Origin of the sequence: Actinomadura sp. KC345, assembly GCF_004348515.1 — a bacterium.
In the GTDB taxonomy this organism is placed as follows: domain Bacteria; phylum Actinomycetota; class Actinomycetes; order Streptosporangiales; family Streptosporangiaceae; genus Spirillospora.
In genome coordinates, this window is the sequence record NZ_SMKH01000487.1 from 1 (window position 1) to 3,374 (window position 3,374).

3 protein-coding genes and 1 tRNA gene are annotated in these 3,374 nt (G+C 67.0%); 1 reads left to right on the top strand and 3 read right to left on the bottom strand.

Annotation, left to right across the window (positions count from 1 at the left end; all coding sequences use genetic code 11):
* Window positions 1-49 precede the first annotated feature (49 nt).
* Window positions 50-125: transfer RNA gene (locus E1281_RS38610), tRNA-Lys, on the top strand.
* Window positions 126-413: 288 nt separating this feature from the next.
* Here the strand turns inward: E1281_RS38610 and E1281_RS38615 are convergent.
* From E1281_RS38615 to E1281_RS38625, 3 genes are all read right to left on the bottom strand, one after another.
* Window positions 414-755, bottom strand: a complete 342-nt coding sequence (locus tag E1281_RS38615; protein ID WP_165959305.1) for a hypothetical protein — start codon at window positions 753-755, stop codon at window positions 414-416.
* Between the two features lie 108 nt (window positions 756-863).
* The gene (locus E1281_RS38620; RefSeq protein ID WP_207943768.1) at window positions 864-2,069 is read right to left on the bottom strand and encodes an FAD-dependent monooxygenase; all 1,206 of its coding nucleotides are present in this window, start codon (window positions 2,067-2,069) and stop codon (window positions 864-866) included.
* Window positions 2,066-2,638 (bottom strand): TetR/AcrR family transcriptional regulator, encoded by a 573-nt coding sequence (locus E1281_RS38625; protein WP_131884646.1) that lies wholly within the window; start codon window positions 2,636-2,638, stop codon window positions 2,066-2,068. The genes E1281_RS38620 and E1281_RS38625 overlap by 4 nt, the downstream gene beginning before the upstream one ends.
* Between the last annotated feature and the right edge of the window lie 736 nt (window positions 2,639-3,374).

The following is a 3,374-nucleotide window of genomic DNA, read 5'->3' on the forward strand; positions in this document are numbered from 1 at the left end:
CCATAACCCCGTCGCAAACCCCCCAGCGATCTCGGTACCCTTGCACGACGGGTCGCTAGCTCAATTGGCAGAGCTCCGGACTTTTAATCCGTAGGCTGTGGGTTCGAGTCCCACGCGACCCACCACCCCTGACCAGGGCAAACACAAATTTCGCCCTGTTTGCCGCCCGCCGGGTTCGTCCGGGTTCGTTCCCGTGTCTGCTCGATGTTTGCTCGCGGGCACGGATCGGGCCTGGTCACCCTCGTTTTCCAGCGATGTTCCCCGACACACGCCCGCCATCGTGTATGAGCGGGGGCGGCACCCCGCGCTCGAAGATCGCCCTGCAAGGCACCCCGAAGCCCCGGGACGTGCCGATGACACCATCGCGGCGGTGACCGCTTCGGCACGGTGGACCTGGCAGCTAACGAACGCGGTCATGGTCGCTGCGTCCCGTCAAGACGGTAGAGGCCGTCAAGACGGTTGTCGCTCGGCATGCGAGCGCCATCACTGAGGCTTTCAGCGATATCGAGGGCGACGAGCGCGTCCTTGAGGAACTCTGCCCGCAGCGCCTCGGTCAGCACCGTGATGTGTCCGGCGACGGTGTTGGATCCGGCGTTCCCGCTGCGCAGCAGAATCGCCTGTGACTGGCCGGTGATTCGCCTGGTGCTGGTGCACCAGGCGGCCAGGGGTAATGCCCGAAGGTCTTCTCGAATGTGACCGCCGCCCCCTGCTTGGCGGAGTGTGCGGTGCTCAGGGCGGGCGTCGATGTTGATCACTATCCAGCCTCGCGGCCGCTTGCCCGCGACCGTCAGCCATGGGAAACCGCCCAGGCGCAGGTGCAACAGCCCGAAGGGACGATTGATCGTGGTCCGTGAGCCGTGGCGCTACACGACCGCCGACTCGGTCGCAGTGTCGGACGGCCGGCGCATGACGTCGGCGAGCTTGGTGTTCTTGCCCGCGAGGATGGAGGTTATGTAACCCATGACGAAGGGCACTCGGGTCAGCCCGAGCATGACGCGCCGGAGCCGTAGATCGGTCGGTGAGGAGGGCAGGAACCAGCGGGCCATCGAGCGTGCGTTGCGCTGCTTGTCTTCGACCACAGGTCGCCACAGGCGCTGAAACCCGGCGGTGGCCCGCTCGATGGTCGGGGCGTGCGCGAGCTGGTCGGCGAGCAGGAAAGCGCCGGAGATTCCGAGCGAGGCGCCCTGCCCGGCGATCAGCGATACGGCGTAGGCGGCGTCTCCGAGCAGGACGACCCGGCCGGTGCTCCACTCTGGCAGCTCTATCTGCGCGACCTGGTCGTAGTAGATGTCCTCGGGCGGCGGGCACTGCTCCAGTGCGCGCGGTGTCACCCAGCCCAGGCCGGCGTAGGCCCGCTGGATCGCCGCCCGTGGGTCGTCCGGGATTGTGGGGTCGGCGCTGTGGTGCACGGCGAACGTGGCGACGCGGCCGTCGCGGAGGGCGTAGAAGCCCATCTGCCGGTTGACGGAGTCGGTGAGGCAGAATGCGTGCTTGGTGGTGGCGTGCACGTCGGGCGCATCGAAGGTGAACGCCGCGGTGTGCAGACCCAGGTAGCGCAGGTAGTGGTCCTCCGGCCCGAACACCAGCCGGCGGACGGTCGAATGGATGCCGTCGGCGCCCACGAGTAGATCGGCCTGGAGGACGGTGCCGTCCTCCAGCGTTACCGTTACGCCGTCGGTGCGGTTGGCGACCTGGGTCAGTGTCGTGTCGTAGCGTAGCTCGACCTCAGCCGGAAGGTTTTCGCGCAACACGGCCTCGATGTCGGGGCGCATGAGGTTCAGCAGCGGGCCGCGTGAGAAGGCCTTGGTCCGGAGGGTGGCGCGGGGGCGACCGTTCCGGTCGACCAGGTGCCCCTCGTCGTAGTGGTAGGCCGCCCGTTCGAACGCGGGCAGCAGCCCCATGGCCTCGACCGCCTCCAGCCCGGGTCCAAAGAAGTCGATCATGTATCCCTGGGGCCGGGGCCCGGGGGCCCGCTCGACCACCACGACCTCGCCGCCCTGAGCGGCGAGCCGGTGTGCCAGGGCAAGACCACTGATTCCGGCGCCGCAGATCACTGTTCGCACTGTCATTTCTCCTTGGGGGGTGTGGAAACCAGCCTGCGCAGCACCCCCGAGGGATCGTTTGCCTTCAGTCCTAGGCCGCGATGCAACAGAACGCCGTCGAGGCAGGCCGCCAACACGGCGGCGGTCTCGAAGGGGGCGGGCACCCCGTGCCGCTCCAACCACCCGCCGAACCGCTGTCTGAACTCGGCGACCAGCCCGGCGATCCGCTCACGCAACTCGTCGTCGCGGGTGCTCGCCAGATACGCCTCGACGAACAACAGCGAGGCGGCGTCGGCGCCGGTGTACTCCTCGACCGACGCAAGCATCGTCTCGATCGCGCCGGCGGGCGACCGGGTGCTTTCCAGCAGATCGTTCAGCCCGGCCAGCAACTCCCGCATCCGGCTGGTCACGGCCTCGTTCAGCAGGCTCGACAGCGAAGGGAAGTGGTAGTGCACCACGCTCGGCGTCATCCCGGCGCGCTCTGCGAGGATCCGGGTACTCACCGCCGCCCAGCCTCGTTCTGGGATGAGCTCCGCCGCCGCGTCCAGCAGTCGTTCCCGGACCGCGCGCCCACGCTCGGCCGCTGGAGAGACCATCGTTGACTCCCAACTAGGGCGATCGCCCTGTACGACTGCCCTGACAATAGACCGCAACCCGGGGAAGCTCAAGTCGAACCACGTTCAGGCGGGTTGAGGCTCCCCAGGAGCACGGACTGCCGACCTGATGTCACCCGTGATCATCAAGACTCATGGGCCATGCCGGTCTGCAGGACGTGTCCTGACGACGCGGTCGAGATCACGGCGTCCGACGGGGTGTGGCATCGGCAGCAGCGAGGCCGCTGAGGTAGGGACCGGTTCTGGTCGGAGACCGGGTTCAAGTGCCAGGACGCGGGTGGATGGGCGAACAAGCCGACGATGGGCCTGCCGACATCGCCGTTGAAGTCGTGGATGAGACCGCGCGAAGTATTCCAGCGAGCAGTCCAGCAGATGCGCGATATCGGGCACTAGCTGCCTCTGCGCCCGACATCACCATAACGATCGCCCGTCGCAGCCTCACCGGCTCCTCGGCGGTCAACACGGTGCTGGAATGGCCGAGCATCTCCTGCACCACCTTCTGGACCGCCCCGGCGATGCTGGAGGCTCGGGTCGTTGGTTCTCAGCCGGTCTGGGCCGTTGTGCCGCGTGACCGGTGGAACGCTTCCTCGTACTCGCGCGGGGGAATGTTCCCGCAGTAAGAATGTATCCTTTCGGTGTTATACCACGCCACCCATTCCATCGTGGCGATTGTCACGTCCATGACATTGGACCAGCCGCCATGGAAGTCGATGAGTTC

What these genes read in the sequence shown, in the direction of transcription:
- E1281_RS38620 (WP_207943768.1), bottom strand. Translation starts at nt 2,069, where the DNA reads ATGACAGTGCGAACAGTGATCTGCGGCGCCGGAATCAGTGGTCTTGCC.
- E1281_RS38625 (WP_131884646.1), bottom strand. Translation starts at nt 2,638, where the DNA reads ATGGTCTCTCCAGCGGCCGAGCGTGGGCGCGCGGTCCGGGAACGACTG.